This window comes from Kitasatospora sp. NPDC004669 (assembly GCF_040609455.1).
GTDB lineage: Bacteria > Actinomycetota > Actinomycetes > Streptomycetales > Streptomycetaceae > Kitasatospora.
This window is the reverse complement of sequence record NZ_JBEXKB010000079.1, coordinates 1-17,648: the sequence shown is the minus strand read 5'-3', so window position 1 is coordinate 17,648 and position 17,648 is coordinate 1. Positions and strand designations below refer to the sequence as shown.

Below are 17,648 nucleotides of genomic sequence, written 5' to 3'. Positions count from 1 at the left end.
ACATCGCGGTCGAGGTACTGCCCCTGGCCCGACGGTCAGGGCTGAGCGATCCGGCCGTCAGGCGGCCATCGCGAGCCTCGGCGGCGCCGCCCGGGCCAGGAACGCCGCGTCGTTCGGGTCGCTCTTGCGTCCGCGAATCCCGTTGAGGTACGCGGGATCGACCGGCCGAAGGTTGAGGTGCGGCTGGAGCTGTAGGAGGCGCTTCGCCACGGGCGGCGGGTCCCGTCGCAGCGGGTAGGCACCTGCGGCAGTCGCACCATCCAGGGACGCGAGGCTCTGCCTATCTGCTCCAGGGGGTCGGGCGGATCTCGAAGCCCACGAGCCCCTCGGGCTTCTCATCGTGGACGCGGACCCGGTCCACCACGGCCGCGTACGGGCCGTGGTGTGCCCACGCGACCAGCCGTTCGACAGCCGTGGCCTCGCCCTCGAACACAGCCTCGACCGTTCCGTCGGGGAGGTTGCGTACCCATCCGGCCACGCCGTGCTCCCTCGCCGCGGTCCGGCAGGTGTCACGGAAGTACACGCCCTGGACTTCACCGGAGACGATCAGTCGATTTCGGATCATGCCTGCCTCACCGTCAGGTTCTGCGGCGTGCGGCTCACCGTCCGGCCGGCCTTGGCGGCCGCTCGGGCGAAGGCGACGGCGTCCAGGGGAGCCGCACCGCCGAGGTCGTTGTTGAAGTACGCGTACACGTCGGCCTCATCCGACCAGGCCTCGGTGACCCTCGCCACCCAGGTGGCCAGCGACTGCCGACCGTACCGGGGCGGCGGCTGGGCCAGGCCGGCGTGGAAGCGCAGGTAGCCCCAGTCGGCGGTCCGCCACAGCGGTGTGACCGGGCGTGCCTGCCGGTCCGCCCAGCAGAGGGTGGCGCCGCGCCGTTCGAGCACCGCCCGGATCTCCGGCACCCACCATGAATCGTGGCGGGGTTCGACGGCCACTCTCACCCCGGCCGGGAAGCAGCCCAGGCAGCTGTCGAGGACGTCGACGTCCGCCCGCAGGGTGGGCGGGAGCTGGAGCAGGATCGGTCCGAGCCGCGAGCCCAGCCCCTCGGCGGCCGACAGGAGCCGCCGCACCGGCTCCTGCGGGTCGTGCAGGCGCTTGATGTGCGTGAGGTAGCGGCTTGCCTTGACCGCCATCACGAACCCCTCCGGGGTCCGATCCCGCCAGGCGGCGAAGGTCTCGGCCGTGGGCAGGCGGTAGAAGGCGTTGTTGTTCTCCACCGTGGCGAACCGCTGGGCGTACTCCTCCAGCCAGAGCCGCCGCGGCGTCCCCGGCGCGTACAGGACGCCACGCCAGTCGTCGTACTGCCAGCCCGAGGTGCCGACGTACAGGGGCACACATCCATGGAAGCACGGAGCGCCTGCCGACTGGCGGGTGCCCTGAGGTAGGTCGGTCTCCAGGGTGAACCCAAACGGCAACCAGAGAACGACGAAGGCCCGGACCGCTAGAAACCGCCTGGGCGGTCCGGGCCGACGTTTGCCCGGCTGGGCAGGGGCGGAGGATACGAGGTTCGAACTCGTGAGGGGTTGCCCCCCACACGCTTTCCAATTCTCCCGAACGGTGTCCGCCGGGGTTCGCACCCGTTCTGACCTGCAGCGGAGCGAACCGCTGGGTGACGGCCGAACCCGGCCGGACGGGGGTGAATGAGACCAAAACTGAGACCGGCCGGCTCCGCTGTCCGGGATCTCGACGGCGGCCGTGTGCCGCATCGTCCAGCGCCTCGGCCCGCTCCTGGCCCTGGAAGTCGCTCCACGCCCGGCCCCGGGCGTGGAGCGACTGTGGATCGTCGACGGCCCCCTCGTCCCCGTGCGTGACCGCACCGTCGGGGCGTCGAGCCGCAACTACCGTCTCGGCGAACGTGGAGGTCGTCATTGATGCGGCACCACCGTCCTCGCATCGGCAGCCGGGACGGAGGCCTTGCCGAGGTCCGGGGTCGGGCCGGCCGCGGCGGCGGCTTCGTTGGCGGCTTGCTTCTCGCGGTCGTCGCGGATGTCGCGGCGGAGCAGGACGATCCAGCCGGTCGGGATCAGCGCGGCGAACAACCACCACTGGATCGCGTAGGGCAGGTGGACGTCCTGGCCGACCACTGCGTCGTCGCTGGTGGTGGAGGCCCTGGGTCTTGAGGGCTGCGAGGCGTTCGAGCTGGTCCATGAGGTCAGCCGACCTGCCCGGGGGACGAGCGGGTGCGGCGGGGCCGACTGCTCGGCGGCCGGGGCGTGCTGTCGGTGCCGTTGGGCGACGCGGCTGCTGACCGCAGTGGCGGTGCCGGCGACCAGGCTGTGCGGGCGATGGTGCCGATCAGGCCGGGGCTGCTGGACGGGCAGGCCTGCGTCCGAACACGCAGCTGCTCTTTCCCCCGTGGGGTGTACCGGTGTGTACGTCATATGGTGCGCTTGGCGCGGTGTGGCAGATACTCGGGCGCTCTGCCGGACCGGCCTCCCTGGGGCAGGGGGCCGGACCTCATGCCCGGCCCGGATGCCCGGCGGGGTCGTCAGCCGGGCAGCCCCGGGACGACCAGGCCGGATTCGTAGGCGATCACCACGGCGTGGGTGCGGTTCTGTGCGCTGAGCTTGGTCAGGATGTTCCCGACGTGGGTCTTGACGGTCTCCGGGCTGACGGTGAGCGCGTGGGCGATGTCGGGGTTGGAGCGTCCGGTGGCCATCAGCCGGAGCACGGCCTCCTCACGGAGTGTCAGGCCAGCGTCCGGCAGGGCCTTCGCGGATTCCAGCGGGCGGGCGGTGACCATCCGGCGCAGGTCGGCCGGGAAAAGGATCTCGTCCCCCGCCGCGACGGTCCGCACGGCCTGGGCGATCCGGGGCACGGGGAGGCGCTTGAGCGCGAACCCGCTGGCGCCGGCGCTGAGCGCGGCGGTGACGTGGCCGTCGTTCTCGAACGTGGTGATCACCATGACCTTGGGCGGGTCCGGCACTTCCGCGAGGATCCGCCGGGTCGCCTCGATGCCGTTGCAGCGCGGCATCCGCACGTCCATCAGCACCACGTCCGGCCGCAGCAGCCGGGCCCCTTCGACCGCTTCGAGGCCGTCGGCGGCCTCGCCGACCACGGTGATCCCGGGCTGGGCCGCGAGCAGGACGCGCAGGCCGCTGCGGGTCACCGCGTCGTCGTCGGCGATCAGCAGCGTGGCGCAGGCGGGCGGGACGGGCGGAATCGGGGCGCCCATCGGGTCCGGGGCGCTCATGCGGGAGTCCGGACGGGGAGGCGGGCCTCAAGGACCCAGTGGCCGGCGCCGTCCGGCCCGGCCCGGAACTCGCCGTGCAGCAGGCGCACCCGTTCGGCGAGGCCCGGGAGCCCGTGGCCGGAGGTCGGGAAGGCCGCCCGCCCGCTCCGGCCGCGGCCGATCCGGTTGGCCATGCCCAGGGCCAGGCCGTCGGGCGAGAGCGCCGCCGTGATGCGGATCGGACCGTCCGCGCCGTGCCGCAGCGCGTTCGTCACCCCTTCCTGGAGGATCCGGTAGGCCGCCCGCGACAGCGCCGCCGGCACCCGGGCCAGGTCGCCTGACAGGTCGGGCTCGACCACCGTTCCCGTGTGCCGCAGCCGGTCGAGCAGTTCGGGTAGGTCGGCCAGCGTCCGGGCGGGTGCCGTGCCCGCGGCCTCCTCGCGCAGCACGCCCAGGACGTAGTCGAGGTCCTCCAAGGCGGCCCGGGTCGAGTCCTCGATGCTGCGCAGGGCGGCCCGGGCGGCCATCGGATCGCTGGTGAGCACTTCGCCGACCACCGCCGCCTGGATGGTGGCTGCCGTCAGGGTGTGTCCGATCGAGTCGTGCAACTCCTGGGCCAGCCGGTTGCGTTCGGCCAGCCGCCGTTCCCGTGCGGCTGCCAGCGCGAGCCTTTCGGCAGGGGAGGGACCAAGCAGGCGCGGTGCCAGGCGGCGCAGGACGCCCGACACCGCCACACACACCAGCGCCGCCAGCAGCACGCACAGTAGGGCCGCCGCCCAGCTCGCCCAGCCGTCCCCGGAGCGTAGCGTCCGGCCGAACAGCGACAGTTCTGCCTCGCCGCCGAGCCAGCGCCCCGGCAGGGCCAGCGCCGCCAGCAGCAGCAGATTGGCCGTCAACGTCGCGGTCCAGCCTGCGGCGACGTGCAGCAGCAGCCACAGCGGGGTCCGCCGCCGGTCCGCGCCGAGCGGCCCGGCCGACTCCGGCAGCGGCGCGTCCAGCAGGCGGCTGGCCCCCGCGATCAGCACCCGCCGGGTGGTGCGGGCCAGCCCGGCTGCGGCGATCAGCCCCGCCCACACCACCAGCACCAGCGCGGCCCGCACCCCGTACGGGCCGGACTCCCACAGCAGCGCGGGCAGCACGGCGAACGGCAGCAGCACCGTGCTCGCCGCCGCGCCGAGGAACGCGAACAGCACGCCCGTGTACGTGGAGCCGCGTAGCAACGGCCGGATTCCCCAGGTCATGGGCGCCAAGTATGACGTCCCGCGCCGCCGGCCTCCTCCCCCGATCGGGGGAGCGCGGTTTCCCTCCCGCCCGGGAGGCGCGCACAGGGCGCCGTGTTCCAGGATCGGTCAGGGCCGGAACGACCGGGCCGATCACGGAAGGACTGCGGATGCACACCCCTGGAACGACGGCCGTCCGGCCCGCGGCAGCACGCAACACCCCGGCGACGGCGGCCGTGGTGCTGGGCACGCTCGGCCTGTTCACCTCGTTCGCGGTCGTCGGCGGCCTGTTCGGCGCCGCCGGCCTGGTCACGGGCACCATCGCCCTGCGAGTGTCCGGACGTACTGGCACAGGCCGGGGCCGCGCGCTCGTCGGCCTGCTGCTGTCGCTCGCCGCGATCGCGGTGTCCGTCCTGGCCGCCGCCTTCATCGCCTGGTACGCGAACCACACCCAGGAGTGCTACCGCCCCGACGGCCTCCACCAGTACGTCGAGTGCGTCCGCCGCAACCTCTCCGGGCACTGACCGCGCCGGGAACCCCGGCGAACACCGAACCCGCACACACCATCAGAGATGACATTCCATGAACTCACGTACGCCGCTTCGGTTCCACGTCCCGCGTCGCAGGGCGACTCACGCTGCCGTCGCCGTGGTCATCGGGGCCCTCGCCCTCGGCGCGCTTGCCCCGTCCGCCGTCGCCGCCCCGGGGGCTGCCAGGCCGGACGCCACCCAGCAGCGTCTGAACGCGATGGTGAGCCCCGATCACGTGCCTGCCGCTCTGGCCGCCGTCCGTGACCAGGCCGGCCACACCCGTACCTATGCCGCGGGCGTCGGGGACCTGGCCACCGCTGCGAAGGTGCCCCGAAACGGCCAGGTGCGGATCGGCAGCGTCACCAAGACGTTCACCGCGGTAGTCGTGCTGCAACTGGTCGGCGAGGACAAGATCCGCCTCGATGACCCGGTCGAGACCTACCTACCCGGCCTCCTGCGCGGGCCAGGGATCGACGGACGTCACATCACAGTGCGTCAGCTCCTGCAGCACACCAGCGGACTTCCCGACTACGAGGACGACGTCACCGACGACATCCTCCAGCGCCGCTACCTCTCTCCCCGCGACACCCTGGACATCGCGCTGCGACGCGTTGCTGTCTTCGCCCCGGGAACGAGTTGGGGGTACAGCAACACGAACTACCTGGTGGCCGGGATGATCGTGGAGAAGGTCACCGGACGGCCCCTTGCCGAGGAGGTCGACAAGCGCATCATCAAGAAGATCGGGCTGCGCCGCACGTACCTCCCCGCCCCCGCCGAGACCACCCTTCGAGGGCCCCACCCCCACGGCTACCACAAGGACGGCCCGGACGGATCGCTGCGTGATGTCATCGAGATCGACCCCTCCGCGGCCTGGGCGGCGGGCGCGATGGTCTCCACCAGCTCCGACCTCACCCGGTTCTTCTCCGAGCTCATGAAGGAAGGCCACCTCCTCAGCGGCCCCGAGCTCGAGCAGATGCGCACCACCGTCGCCACGGGCGCACCTGGCTACGACTACGGACTGGGGATCATGAGGACACAGCTGTCGTGCCACAAGACCGTCTGGTGGCACAACGGCAGCATCCCCGGCTACGGAACCTGGAGCGCCGCCAGCGACGACGGACGCGCCGCCAGCGTCACGATGACCGTCGACCCGACCAGCATGGCGGACCTGCAGCCGGCTGAGGATGCCGTCGACGCGGCCCTGTGCGGCTGAACCACGCCTCCCTGAGAACCGCCGGCGCGCTGGGGAACTCGGCCGACGTCGTCGAGCGGACCCGCAGAGGCGCCCGTGCACCGGGCCGGCAGGGCAACGGTATGGACGACGAAGGCAGGGGCCGTCGAAAGCGGTTTCTGAAAACCGAGACCAGAGACGACGAAGGCCCCGACCGCAGGAGCGGTCGGCGCCTTCCGTTTGCCCTGGCGGGCAGAGGCGGAGGATACGAGATTCGAACTCGTGAGGGGTTGCCCCCAACACGCTTTCCAACTGTTCGTCCGGCTGTCCGGGGGTGGCCGTAAGCGTCCTGACCTGCAGTTGAGCGGCTCGCTGACCGGGCTATGAACGATGCCGGACGGGGGTGAATGCAACCAAAACTGCAAGTCGACTGCCGGACTTCTTGCCGTGCGCGGTGCCGAAGAAAAAGAGATTTCGTACCCTGCCCTCGACGTTCCCTTGATGGTGCTGCTCAGCCTGCCGTCGATCCGCGAGGCGACTTTCCTCTTCCGCGGCTCGAACCGGCTGACCCCGTAGGGCCTGACCCCCCTGGGCGCCGCTCCGGCCCGGCGCCCAGGACGCGGCCGCGCCGCCCGGCCCGCTGCGAAGCGGAACCGGGCGGCGCGTCGGTTACCGGACTGCTACTGGGTGACGGTGGGGAGCTTCGTGGTCAGCGTGGTCGGGACGCTCACCACGTTGTTGAAGCTGTACTTGCCCGGCCCGAAGTCCGCCTGGGTCAGCGCCTTCTTGCTGCCGCCGTTGGTCACCAGCCACACCGTCGCGCTGTCCGGCGACAGCAGCAGCGTCCCGTCCGCCGGCGCCGGCTTCGCAGCGGCCGCCGCCTCCCACGCACCCGGCACACCCTGCAGCGGACGCTTGTCGTAGCCCAGGCCCGTGAAGTCCGCCGCAGTCAGCGGAACGGCCATCCCACCCGCCATCACATACACCTGCGGGTCGGCGCCGGAGGCGTTCTTCACCACCGAACCGTCAGCCACCTGCTTCGCTGCCGAAGATGCCAGCCAGGTTCCCGGAACCCCCATCACCAGCGCGTTGCTGAACCCGTCAGCCGTCCAGTCGTTCGCCGAGATGGGCACCGCCGCACCACCCACCATCACGTACCGGCTCGCATCCGTGCCCGACTGGTCCATCAGCACGGTCCCGTTCGCCGGGCTCTTCGCCGCCGCACCCGCCAGCCAGGAGGACGGGACGCCCATGTCCAGGTGGGTGTTGTAGCCGTCCGCCGTCCACTCGGACGCGGTAATGGAGAGCGCCGCACTGTTCACCACCACGTACCGGGCGGCGCCGCCGGCCTGATCGTGCACCACCTGGCCGCTCGGCAGCGCGCCCTGGACCGCGCCCTGCAGCCAGGCGGACGGAACGCCCATGTCCAGGCGGGTGTTGTAGCCGTCGGCCGTCCAGTCAGCGGCGGTGATCGGCAGCGCGACGCCGTCGATCACCACGTACCGGGCGGAGCCGCCCGCCTGGTCGTGCACCACCGTGCCGGCCGGCGGCGCGACGGGCAGCGCGTTGAAGGCGGCGTCGTCGATCAGCACGATCTTGCTCAGGTCGTAGCCGTCCGGCGACACGTCCGAGCCCGCGACCGGCACGCCCGCACCGTTGATCATGACCTTCACGGACGGGCCGTTCGGCGACTTCACCAGGGTGCCGCTCGCCAGCGTGGCCGGGTCGGGGTAGGACGGCGAGGTCGGATACGGGTCCACCCCGTCGTTGGTCAGTCCGGCCTGCGCCGCGCAGCCCCACTGGCTGGCGCCCGCGGCGCGGAGCACCTTCTCGGCTATCAGGATCTGCTGCTGCTCGGTGGCCTGGTTCGCGTACTGGGCGTACTGGGCGCCGCCGTAGGCCAGCCAGGTGCTCTCGGAGAACTGCAGGCCGCCGTAGTAGCCGTTGTGGGTGTTGATGCTCCAGTTGCCGCTGCTCTCGCACTGCGCGACGTTCTCCCAGGTCGCGACCGACGCGGCCTGCGCCTGGCCGCAGAGCGTGAGCGGGGCGGCGAGCGCGAGCAGCGCGGCGCCGGTGAGAGCGAGTGCGGACTTCTTGCGGGCGGGCGTGGTCATGGTGGTCCCCCGATGTTCGGAAAGCTGGCGATGGATCAGTTGGATGGTTGGGAGGGGCAGGGCCGCCCGGACGGCCGAGCGGCCCTGCCCCTGCGCGTACTGCCGGTGCTCTCGGCCGCTGCGTACTGCCTCGGCTCGTACCGCGGGCCTTTGCGGCGCTACTGGGTGACGGTGGGGAGCTTCGTGGTCAGCGTGGTCGGGACGCTCACCACGTTGTTGAAGCTGTACTTGCCCGGCCCGAAGTCCGCCTGGGTCAGCGCCTTCTTGCTGCCGCCGTTGGTCACCAGCCACACCGTCGCGCTGTCCGGCGACAGCAGCAGCGTCCCGTCCGCCGGCGCCGGCTTCGCAGCGGCCGCCGCCTCCCACGCACCCGGCACACCCTGCAGCGGACGCTTGTCGTAGCCCAGGCCCGTGAAGTCCGCCGCAGTCAGCGGAACGGCCATCCCACCCGCCATCACATACACCTGCGGGTCGGCGCCGGAGGCGTTCTTCACCACCGAACCGTCAGCCACCTGCTTCGCTGCCGAAGATGCCAGCCAGGTTCCCGGAACCCCCATCACCAGCGCGTTGCTGAACCCGTCAGCCGTCCAGTCGTTCGCCGAGATGGGCACCGCCGCACCACCCACCATCACGTACCGGCTCGCATCCGTGCCCGACTGGTCCATCAGCACGGTCCCGTTCGCCGGGCTCTTCGCCGCCGCACCCGCCAGCCAGGTGCCCGGAACGCCCATGACCGGGCGGGTGTTGTAGCCGTCCGCCGTCCACTCGGACGCGGTAATGGAGAGCGCCGCACCGTTGACCATCACGTAGCGGCTCGCGTCCGTGCCCGACTGGTCCATGACGACCGTGCCGGCGGTGGGGGAGGCGGCGATGGCGGACTGGAGCCAGGTACCCGGGACACCCATCTGCGGGCGGTCGGCGTAGCCGTCGGCGGTCCACTCGGCGCCCGTGATCGGCAGTGCGGCGCCGTTGACCATCACGTACCGGTTCGGGCTGTTATTGGCCTGGTCCATCACGACCGTGCCGCTCGGCAGCGTGCCCTGGACGGCTCCCTGCAGCCAGGAGGAGGGCACACCCATGGTGGACTGGTTGGCGTAGCCGTCGGCGGTCCACTCGGAGGCGGAGATCGGCAGCGCGACACCGGACACCACCACGTACCGGGCGGCACCGCCGGCCTGGTCCATCACGACCGTGCCGGTCGGCGGGACGGCCGGCAGCGCGTTGAACGAGTTGTCGTCGACCGTGACGATCTTGCTCAGGTCGTAGCCGTCCGGTGTCACGTCCGAGCCGGCGATCGGCACGCCGGCGCCGTTGATGATCACCTTGACGCTGGCCCCGCTCGCCTTCACGAGCGTCCCGGTCGGCAGGGTGGACGGGTTCGGGGTGGCGGCGGGGGTGTTGTTGAAGATCGGCGAGATGTAGCCGCTGATGGTCTGCCCCCACGGCGCACTGCCCACCGAGTAGTTGCTGGTGCTCTCCGTGGAGACCACGCCGTTGACGTAGCCCCGCGAGTGGCCCTCGTTGCCGCCGGTGATGGTGACCACGCCGCCGCCCACACCGGTGACGAGTGCGACGTGCGCTGCCCAGTCGGTGCTGTAGTTGTAGTTGTAGACGACCGCGTCGCCGACCTGCGGGCTGCTGTGCAGCGTGCCGTAGCGGCGGCCGTAGTCGAAGACGCTGGCCGCGCTGTCGTCGAGGTCGCCGAGGTGCGCCACACCGTTGTTGGCCCAGACCCAGCCGACGAAGTCCGCGCACCAGGCGTGCGCCTCGCCGCCACTGCTGCTGCACGAGCTGGTCTGGTTCAGCCCGTCCTGGTAACCGCCGTGGGCGCAGGGGCCGTTGCCGACCTCGGCGGACGCGGTGGACGCGATGCCGTTCGCGTCGGCGTGGGCGGGGAGGGCGGTGAGGCCGGTGACGGCGGTGGCGGCGATCAGCGCGGCGAGGCCGGACTTGCGCAGCTTACGGGTGGTGCTGGACATCTGGGGCTCCTGAACGGGTGATGAGCGCCGTGGGCACGTGGCGGTTGTCGGGGCGCGCACGTGGGGCACGAAGCGAGGGCGCGAGGTAAGGGGGAGCGCACGGCTGGTGCGCAGGTGCCGGGCCTTGGCGGCTGTCCTGCAGGAACAGCCGTCGGCGGGCACGGGAGTCAGCGGGCTGCGGTCATCGCAGCGGGACCGCCGTCCGGGAAATCAGTGCTGCGGTCAACGGCAGGTGAACGGTGGACCGGTTCCTGGTCCTGGGGTGCTCGCGGCGAGCGGGGTGGCTCTGTGGGAGCCGGCCGGGTCGCCCTACTCCCACGCGGTGGTGGTGGGCGCCACAGCGGCGGCGGTGTGCGTGCCGGCGGGGGCGGTCTGGGCGGCGAGGGCCGGCACCAGTGCGGCGAGGGCGAGAGTAGCGACCGCGGCGGCCTGGGCGAGGCGGGTGTGAAGCACGGTGATCGTCCTTGGGATGAGTCGGGCCGAGGGGCTGCATGGGACTTCCACACCGGTCTGCGTCCCGCGGTTGACGCTTCCTCCGGTGGCCCGCCGGGTGTCTCCCCCGGCTGGCGAGTACTAGCTTGTCCGCAGCTCAGGGCGGTTGGAAGGGCTTCCCAGTGGACGGAAACGGTCGTGGACCAAAGTGTCCACGCCGGCTCCGGCCAGGCCGGAGCCGTCCAGCAGCCGCTCGTAGTACGGGGTGACCATCGGGGCCCCGACCCGCCCGTACGTCCAGCCGCTCAGCTCTGCCGCCGTGCTGACGGCACGCCGACAGAGCTCCGCCACCCGGCGCTCGGCGTCCGTCAGGCGGTCGGCCAGCACGAAGACCCCGACCACCGGATCGGGTTCGGCAGCCGGGTGCACCGAAACGTGCTCGACGGCCTCCTCACGCGTGGCCAGCGAGCGCAACAGGGTGCCCACGTCCGGCGGCAGCGGGGCGCCGGCGTACGGGGGCCGGAGGGCGGCGTGGACGAGATACATGCCAACGACTGTCCCAAACCGCCCATCCCGTGCACAGACGCGGAAAGTGGACAGTTCGGTCCCTGGCCGGAAGCGTCCACCATGCTCCCTGGCTCGGTGCACACCCGCATGGGATGATCGTTTAGATACAGGTGACTGTCCGGGGGTAACCGCTTTGCTCGTCGCACTTGGGCTGAACGCCGAGTCCGAAGCCGTCTACCGCGCCATGCTCGCGCACCCAAGGGACGGGGTCAGCGCGCTGGCCGCCCGGCTGCAGCTGGCGGACGAGGAGATCCGGCGCTGCCTGGACCGCCTCAGCGAGCTGGCGCTGATCCGCCCCTCGTATGAGCACGAGGGCGAACTGCGTGCAGTCTCCCCGGACGTGGGCCTCGAAATGCTGATGGTCCGCCAGCAGGCCGAACTCGCCGCCCAGCAGTCCCGAATCGAGGCCTCCCGGGCGACCGCTGCCAGGCTGATCGCCGACTTCTCCGACCTGCGCCCGGCCGGCGCGCACCCCGGGGTCGAGCAGTTGCGCGGGCTGGACGAGATCCGCGACCGGATAGCCGCGCTGGCCCGCGAGGCGCGCGAGGACCTGATGACCTTCGCCCCCGGCGGCGGTCAGAAGGTCGAAACCCTGGACGCCGCCCGCAGCAACGACCAGGTCCTGCTGGAGCGCGGCGTCCGCATGCGCTCGATCTACCTGGACAGCGTGCGCAACAGCCAACCCAACGTGGCCTACGCCAACTGGCTCACCGAGCTGGGCGGCGAGGTGCGGACCGCGCCCGAGCTGCCCACCCGCATGATCGTCTTCGACCGGGCCACCGCGATCATTCCGGTGCGCAGCGACGACTCCGCCGCGGGCGCCGTGGTCCTCACCGGCCACGGCACGCTCACCGCGCTCTGCGCCCTCTTCGAGCACGCCTGGGCCGGCGCGCAGCCGTTCGGCGCGGCCGCGGTCAAGGACCACGGCGGGCTCAGCACCCAGGAGTCGACGGTCATCCGGCTGCTCGCCCAGGGCCTGACGGACGACGCGATCGCCAAGCGCCTGGGCGTCTCCGCGCGCACCGCCCGCCGCGCCGCCACAGAGTTGATGGACCGCCTCGGAGCCCGCAGCCGCTTCGAGTTCGGCGTCCGGGCGGTCCAACGTGGCTGGCTCCCGGCCAACGAGTAGCCAGCGCCGCTAGCTACTGCTCGTAGGCCCATGCATGCCCTGTCTGCCGATATTGCTCGACGGGGATGGGGTCGACGCCAGGCCGCATGCATGCGGTGTACAGCAGACCGTCGAGGTGGTCGATCTCGTGGTGGATCAGCCGGGCGAGCCCGCGTTCGTAGGCGGTGGTGGCCAGTTGGCCGTCCAGCGTTGCGGTCTCCACGCTGATCCGCAGCGGGCGGGGGACCATACCTCGGACGTCGAAGAAGGACAGGCAGCCTTCGAACTGCTCGTCCGCCTCGTCGGGGTGTTCTGTGATGCGGGGATTGAGCAGGACGATGGTCGGTTCCGCAAAGGAGCCGCTTCGGCGGTTTCCCGCTTCGGTGCCGCGCGCACGTTGTCGGCTGCTCTCGGACGGAGCCCGCCGAGGTACTCGTGGGTTCAAGCGATGAGCAGGCGATGGGGCCCAGAATCCCAACTGAGACCAAAAATGAGACCACAGGACAACGAAGGCCCCGACTGTGCACAGTCGGGGCCTTACGTTTGCCCTGGCGGGCGAACGCGGAGGATACGAGATTCGAACTCGTGAGGGGTTGCCCCCAACACGCTTTCCAACTGTTCGTCCGGCTGTCCGCGGATGCCCGTAGGGGTCCTGACCTGCAGAGGAGTGGCACGCTGGCCGAGCTCTGAACGGCCCTGGACGGAGGTGAATGCAACCAGAACTGCAACCAGCGCGGGGTACCGCTCATATGGCGGCTCACTGCTGCTGTGACCTGTGCGGTCGGATGCTGCCGAGGTTGAACCACGACGGTCTCACACAAAGGCGAGAGCCAGGATCCACAGCAGCCCGGCGACGCCACAGCTGATCGGACGGTCTGGGTTGGCGGACCCGTACCAGACCATGGCCATGGTTGCACTGCCGAACGACATCCAGGCGAGCCGACGGCTCCATGCACCGCGCAACAGGTTCGTGAAAAGGATCACCGATCCGGCTCCCCACCACAGGAACTGGAGCGCAACGTTAGTCGCGGGGACTCCGTGTGAGTGCTCCGTGATGAACACACGAACCGGTTGGGCGACCGTGGCAAGAACGGGCCATACCGCCTTTTCGAACAGGCGACTGCCAAGGCGGAAGGCGTCTGCGGCGGCTTTGCTCTGCAGACCTTCCCATAAGGCGATCACACCAACAAGAGCGGCGAGCGTCGCGTACCAGGGGTGGCTACGCGCGGCCCACTTGATTTCAAACCGAAGCCGTCGAGACCAGCGCCAGCTGTGGAGGAAGTCGTGCAGTGGCCGTCGGCGAGCGGACGAGCCGCCCAGTGAGAACGAGTAATGGTGACGGTGTTCGTGAAGTGCCACTTGCTCGTCGGCCGCCGTCTGTTCCACACCGGCCTGCTCGGTGATGCTGGGAACGGTGATGATGATCGGAGGCACAATCTGGCCCGTCACCTCGTCGGCTTCCTCCTCGGTGACCCTTGCCGCGAAGAGATCTTTGAACTCCGCTCCCAGATCGGGCAGGTGGGCCTGGTAGTAGGGGGAGTTGAGAAGATCACCGCTTTCCGCGTGGTACTCGATGTGCTCCTTCTCGGCCTTCAGTAGATCCTCCACCCGAACGGTGGCTACCTCGGTGATGATCGGAGTGAGTCCGTGGGCCATGAGGATCAGGGTCCACAGCCGCATGGCGTTGTTGGTGGGCTGGTTGATGTGGCCAGCGAGTCGGGTCTGGAGGCTCTTCTCCGTCTGCCCCACATAGCGGATGCGACCGTCGCGCGGGTCCTTGAGGGTGTAGATCGAGCCGTGGGTCGGTCGATCTGGGCTCTTGCGCTGGGAGGGCACGCGGCTACGAGTTGGCAAGGACAGCCTTCCTCTCATCGGCTTCAGACACCGCTCGTTTTAACAGCTGTCTGTGACAATGCACTCTCGCTCTGTTGGCAGTGGCCAAGATGAGGGCGGCAAGGCCGGCGGACGCCCCGTCTGGCTCGGTCTGGTCAACGACCCCGACGCCGCCCGCGACATCAACCACGAGACGACGAAGGCCCGACCGCTGAGCGGTCGGGCCTTCGTTATGGCTGGTCAGCCATGGCGGAGGATGCGAGATTCGAACTCGTGAGGGGTTGCCCCCAGCGCGCTTTCCAATTTCTCACGAACGGTGTCCGCCGGGGTTCACACCTGTCCTGACCTGCGGCGGAGACTCTGGCTGGGCGCCGGGTGAACCTGGCCGGACGGCGGCGAACGAGACCAAGACTGAGACCGGGATCGGGCTCCTGGTTCGGCGACGTCGGTCGTCCGTGGGCCACGGCACTGCTGCTGTGAACACCCAGCCTGACCAGGCGGGGCCCGCCCAGGTGGACGAGGCCCCGCGATTCACATTCAGCTCTGCTGCGGCCAGCGGCTGCGGCTCTGAAAGTACTCGAGAGCCGCGGGTTCCTCCGTGAACTCAAGCAGGCCGCCTACCCTGTCCGCCAATAGTGCTCGGACCTCGGATGGTGTGGCGAAGAAGAACTCGCGTCGCGCGTTGATGAAGTTGACGCGTCGATCGGCGAACGCCTTATGGAGTTCGGACTCCAGTGCCACGGCGTCCTCGGAGAAGAACAAGGCATGGACGTCGTACCGGAACGGCACTGAAGCGTCGCCGAGCTCGCGGACGCGGTCCATCGGGTCGAGGCGGCGGGTCATGCCGATCTTGACGATGTTCGGACCGAAGGCGCCGATGTTCGAGATGACGTATACGTAGCCGGCGCGGATGTTCGCGATGCGGTAGTCGTTGGCTGCGATGGCTTTCTCGATGTCAGCGAGTCGGCCGGAGAGTTCGGTGGCGGCGGTGTCGTCGCCGTTGGCGCGGAGGGATGCCAGGACGCTGATGTAGTGCGCTCGTTCTTTCTCGAGTCGCTCCTTCTCTGCGGCCAACTCCTGCTCAGCCCGGCGCTGTTCGCGGAGAAGCTGGCGCTCCTGGCGGGCGTGTTCGCGCTCTTCCTGCACCTTCATCTGGAAGTCAGCAGTCAGCTCGAGCTCAGCGACTCGCAGAGCGTGATACTCGGGGTTGATCCGCATCTCCATGATTGCCCCGAGCTTCTCGATCGCCGTGACGGCCGACTCCAGCCGCTTCTGCGCGGTGCGCACGTTCCCTGACCTTATCGAGCGTACGCAGTTGTCGGCCTCGGCGTTGTAGGCCCGCAGCATCAGCTTGGACAGATCGCCGACAAGTTTCCGTCCTCGGGCTAGAGATCCGTCGAATGTGAACATGTCTGCGGCGAGGATCGCGCGGCTGCTCTTGATGACGTCGTCGATCTGGCCTTCGAGACTGCGCAGCCGGTCTTTGTAGGCCGCCGCGTTCTCCAGAGGATGGTGGTAGCGGTAGATGCCGACGTCCTGCAAAGCGCGCTGGTCGCTGAGATCGATCACGTCGGCGCCACTCTGTGCGGCGGCGAGTGCCGCTTCGAGATCGGCGATACGGGCCAACAGCGGCGCGGGGTCGACTCCGCGGAACGGTGGCAGAGTCGGTGGGATGGCAGATGTCTGGTCTGGCCCAGTTCCCGGTGACCCTTGCGCCGGGTCCGTGGGAGCCTCGGTGATTGGCGCGGTCGCGGACTCGTCGAAGTCGTTGTCCGATTCGGACTCGTCGTCGGGCACGAAGAGGTGCCAGCCAGGTGGTGGGGTCGGCCAGGTCGGGTCAGGCTTCCATCCTGGCGGGGGAGTCCAACCTTCGGGCGGCGTGGGCCACCCCGGCGGTGGGTTGAATCGCACTGTCACTGCCCTCGAACGCGGATGCCGCGACTGGTGTCAGCCGGGACCAGGCCGAATGGCGACTTCGACATTGCGGCACCGAGGTGCTGCAACGTGGCCTGGGGGATCACTTTGGCCAGATCGAAGCTGTTGAAGGTCTCGCGGTCCGCGGCAACGATGACAAGAGGAACAGTGGTTGGGCGGCCGGTGGCGGGGTCGATCGTATCGACGCCGACCGTCAGCGCGATCGAGTGGACTTTGCCGGCGCGGTCGGCCTCGAAGACTTCGTGGAGACTGCGAACTGCGACCTGCCAGACCGCGTTCGCGTACCGCTCCTTCTTTTCGCGAACGGGCAGGTCAGTTGAGGCAATCTCGTCCTTCGCCTTCACGTATCGGTACGCCTTCACCGCGGTTATGGTTGAGGGCTCTGGAACGCTGACTGTAAGCGTTAGTTCGCGGGATGCGAGATTGAACGCATGGTCGTGCTCGACCGGGAAGGCCTCGGGGTAGACCGAGTTGGACAGGACGATGCCGACGTATTCTTGGATGGCGGATTCGACATCGAAGGCAAGGTCGTTGATGAGCTTACTGACCTTGGCGTTGTGAGCCGACGCCTCAGCCTCGCGCTTTTCGCATTCCTGCTTGTATTTCTCCTCGGCGGCAGATAGTTCCGCCACGCGCTTGGCTTCCAACCTCTCGCGGTGGGCCATTTCCTTGAGGTAGCTGCTGTGGACAGCATTCCTGGTGCGCTCCCAGTAGCCATGCGCGTTTTCAAAGGCGGCCCGGGCTTCCTCGATGGCCTGTTGGTGCCGTTTTTTGCCGCCAAGCATGGCTGAGAGTCCGCTGGGTGCGGTCGGCTCCTGATACACGGGCTCAGGCGCGTAGTGCGGCTCTGTAACCTTGGGCGCAGGGACAGCCAGGCCACGAGGAATGAACGGAGGATGCTCGACCTTCGAGATCTTCAATGATTCGAGATCGACAAAGTCGTCTATGCCCAGGGTCCACGCGAGCAGACTGTCGATGTCGGCAAGGTCGCTGGCCAGGTCGGTGTTCATGGACTCGACTTCGGCGAGCCTGGACTCCACATGGAGTCGCGCAGCCTCACGCTCCGCGGCCTTCTTCTCGGCGGCAGAGGCTCTCGCCGCCGCCACCTGCGCGCGTTCGTATGCCCTCATGGCTTGTTCGGCTTGGCGCTGCGCTGCAAGATGAGCACGATGGGCGGCGGCCTGCTGCTGGCGTCGGCGCTTCTCCGCTTGCTGCGCCTGGTAGTTCATCTCCGCGAAGAAGCCGCGACGTTTGCCCATGACATCCCCTACAAGACCCGGTACCGAGGATCAAACCTTGCGAGTTTCACCGTAGCGATGATCACTGCCGCTGGCGGGCTTAATCCAGGATTGAGGGCGGAGGTCGCTGCAGGTCCCGCGCAGGTAGCAGGACGATGGCAGCGGCGCGGGGGATACCGATCTGTGGGGCGGCGAGGCCCATGCCCTTGGCGAAGGAGTGGACGCGGCCGATCCGGTCGAGGGCGGTGAATGAGCTGCTCCGGCTTTCATGGAGTCCCTGATGTCTGGGTTTGTTACGATCCCAGGCGTAAGGAGAACCACGAGCAGTGCCAGCACCACGCAAGT

At 69.4% G+C, this 17,648-nt stretch carries 17 protein-coding genes and 2 pseudogenes; 5 read left to right on the top strand and 14 right to left on the bottom strand.

What is annotated here, in order from left to right:
• Positions 1–57 precede the first annotated feature (57 nt).
• From ABZW30_RS39475 to ABZW30_RS39465, 3 genes are all read right to left on the bottom strand, one after another.
• Positions 58–210 (bottom strand): hypothetical protein, encoded by a 153-nt coding sequence (locus ABZW30_RS39475; RefSeq protein WP_355676124.1) that lies wholly within the window; start codon positions 208–210, stop codon positions 58–60.
• Positions 211–280: 70 nt separating this feature from the next.
• Positions 281–565 carry an acylphosphatase gene (locus tag ABZW30_RS39470; RefSeq protein ID WP_355676123.1) on the bottom strand — a complete coding sequence of 95 codons (285 nt, stop codon included), beginning with the start codon at positions 563–565 and terminating at the stop codon, positions 281–283.
• Entirely contained in the window at positions 562–1,338 is a 777-nt protein-coding gene (locus ABZW30_RS39465; protein WP_355676122.1) for a DUF72 domain-containing protein, read from the bottom strand. The genes ABZW30_RS39470 and ABZW30_RS39465 overlap by 4 nt, the downstream gene beginning before the upstream one ends.
• A 331-nt stretch (positions 1,339–1,669) precedes the next feature.
• Between ABZW30_RS39465 and ABZW30_RS39460 the strand changes: the two are divergent.
• Positions 1,670–1,880, top strand: a pseudogene (locus ABZW30_RS39460) (IS5/IS1182 family transposase); the annotation flags it as partial.
• Here the strand turns inward: ABZW30_RS39460 and ABZW30_RS39455 are convergent.
• The 3 genes from ABZW30_RS39455 to ABZW30_RS39445 form a co-directional block, all read right to left on the bottom strand.
• The gene (locus ABZW30_RS39455) at positions 1,870–2,385 is read right to left on the bottom strand and encodes a hypothetical protein (protein WP_355676121.1); all 516 of its coding nucleotides are present in this window, start codon (positions 2,383–2,385) and stop codon (positions 1,870–1,872) included. The pseudogene ABZW30_RS39460 and the gene ABZW30_RS39455 overlap by 11 nt on opposite strands.
• Before the next feature lie 107 nt (positions 2,386–2,492).
• The gene (locus tag ABZW30_RS39450; RefSeq protein WP_355676120.1) at positions 2,493–3,197 is read right to left on the bottom strand and encodes a response regulator transcription factor; all 705 of its coding nucleotides are present in this window, start codon (positions 3,195–3,197) and stop codon (positions 2,493–2,495) included.
• Positions 3,194–4,417 (bottom strand): histidine kinase, encoded by a 1,224-nt coding sequence (locus ABZW30_RS39445; protein ID WP_355676119.1) that lies wholly within the window; start codon positions 4,415–4,417, stop codon positions 3,194–3,196. Before ABZW30_RS39445 ends, ABZW30_RS39450 begins: the two co-directional genes overlap by 4 nt.
• 149 nt (positions 4,418–4,566) lie before the next feature.
• On the opposite strand from ABZW30_RS39445, the gene ABZW30_RS39440 reads away from it, so the two are divergent.
• From ABZW30_RS39440 to ABZW30_RS39430, 3 genes are all read left to right on the top strand, one after another.
• Positions 4,567–4,920 (top strand): DUF4190 domain-containing protein, encoded by a 354-nt coding sequence (locus ABZW30_RS39440; protein WP_355676118.1) that lies wholly within the window; start codon positions 4,567–4,569, stop codon positions 4,918–4,920.
• A gap of 124 nt (positions 4,921–5,044) precedes the next feature.
• A complete protein-coding gene (locus tag ABZW30_RS39435; RefSeq protein WP_355676117.1) occupies positions 5,045–6,139 on the top strand; it encodes a serine hydrolase domain-containing protein in 1,095 nt (364 codons plus the stop codon).
• A 405-nt stretch (positions 6,140–6,544) separates the two neighbouring features.
• On the top strand, positions 6,545–6,673 hold the full coding sequence (locus ABZW30_RS39430; protein WP_355676116.1) for a hypothetical protein: 129 nt from the start codon (positions 6,545–6,547) through the stop codon (positions 6,671–6,673).
• 1,175 nt (positions 6,674–7,848) lie between these two features.
• Here ABZW30_RS39430 and ABZW30_RS39425 read toward each other — a convergent pair.
• The 4 genes and pseudogenes from ABZW30_RS39425 to ABZW30_RS39410 form a co-directional block, all read right to left on the bottom strand.
• Positions 7,849–8,211, bottom strand: a pseudogene (locus ABZW30_RS39425) (transglycosylase family protein); the annotation flags it as partial.
• Positions 8,212–8,369: 158 nt separating this feature from the next.
• Positions 8,370–10,190, bottom strand: a complete 1,821-nt coding sequence (locus ABZW30_RS39420) for a CHAP domain-containing protein (protein ID WP_355676115.1) — start codon at positions 10,188–10,190, stop codon at positions 8,370–8,372.
• Positions 10,191–10,499: 309 nt separating this feature from the next.
• A complete protein-coding gene (locus ABZW30_RS39415) occupies positions 10,500–10,643 on the bottom strand; it encodes a hypothetical protein (RefSeq protein ID WP_355676114.1) in 144 nt (47 codons plus the stop codon).
• Positions 10,644–10,763: 120 nt separating this feature from the next.
• Positions 10,764–11,168, bottom strand: a complete 405-nt coding sequence (locus ABZW30_RS39410; RefSeq protein WP_355676113.1) for a hypothetical protein — start codon at positions 11,166–11,168, stop codon at positions 10,764–10,766.
• A 154-nt stretch (positions 11,169–11,322) separates the two neighbouring features.
• Here ABZW30_RS39410 and ABZW30_RS39405 point away from each other — a divergent pair, with 154 nt between their 5' ends.
• Positions 11,323–12,318, top strand: coding sequence for a helix-turn-helix transcriptional regulator (locus tag ABZW30_RS39405; RefSeq protein WP_355676112.1), 996 nt, complete (start codon positions 11,323–11,325; stop codon positions 12,316–12,318).
• Between the two features lie 13 nt (positions 12,319–12,331).
• Here ABZW30_RS39405 and ABZW30_RS39400 read toward each other — a convergent pair whose 3' ends face one another.
• The 4 genes from ABZW30_RS39400 to ABZW30_RS39385 all read right to left on the bottom strand — a co-directional run bounded on the left by ABZW30_RS39400 (position 12,332) and on the right by ABZW30_RS39385 (position 17,324).
• Positions 12,332–12,742 (bottom strand): peptide deformylase, encoded by a 411-nt coding sequence (locus tag ABZW30_RS39400; RefSeq protein ID WP_355676111.1) that lies wholly within the window; start codon positions 12,740–12,742, stop codon positions 12,332–12,334.
• A gap of 368 nt (positions 12,743–13,110) precedes the next feature.
• Entirely contained in the window at positions 13,111–14,133 is a 1,023-nt protein-coding gene (locus ABZW30_RS39395) for a hypothetical protein (protein WP_355676110.1), read from the bottom strand.
• Between the two features lie 534 nt (positions 14,134–14,667).
• Complete coding sequence (locus tag ABZW30_RS39390) at positions 14,668–15,927, bottom strand: DUF4041 domain-containing protein (RefSeq protein ID WP_355676109.1); 1,260 nt, start codon at positions 15,925–15,927, stop codon at positions 14,668–14,670.
• 116 nt (positions 15,928–16,043) lie between these two features.
• Positions 16,044–17,324: a hypothetical protein gene (locus tag ABZW30_RS39385; RefSeq protein ID WP_355676108.1), complete on the bottom strand. Its 1,281-nt coding sequence runs from the start codon at positions 17,322–17,324 to the stop codon at positions 16,044–16,046.
• Positions 17,325–17,648: the final 324 nt, after the last annotated feature.